This is a genomic window from Streptomyces sp. W16 (assembly GCF_033194735.1).
GTDB lineage: Bacteria > Actinomycetota > Actinomycetes > Streptomycetales > Streptomycetaceae > Streptomyces.
Genome location: NZ_JAWOAI010001227.1, coordinates 1 through 276 on the forward strand (window position 1 = coordinate 1; position 276 = coordinate 276).

Consider the following 276-nt stretch of genomic DNA (forward strand, 5'->3'; position numbering starts at 1 on the left):
CGGCCCGTACCCTAAACCGACTCAGGTGGTCAGGTAGAGAATACCGAGGCGTTCGGGTGAACTATGGTTAAGGAACTCGGCAAAATGCCCCCGTAACTTCGGGAGAAGGGGGGCCATCACCGGTGATGACATTTACTGTCTGAGCTGGGGGTGGCCGCAGAGACCAGCGAGAAGCGACTGTTTACTAAAAACACAGGTCCGTGCGAAGCCGTAAGGCGATGTATACGGACTGACGCCTGCCCGGTGCTGGAACGTTAAGGGGACCGGTTAGTCCGA

The 276-nt window shown here is 57.2% G+C and carries 1 rRNA gene; it reads left to right on the plus strand.

The annotated features are described in order from the left end of the window. Positions 1-276: ribosomal RNA gene (locus R6V09_RS54340) — 23S ribosomal RNA — on the plus strand; the annotation flags it as partial.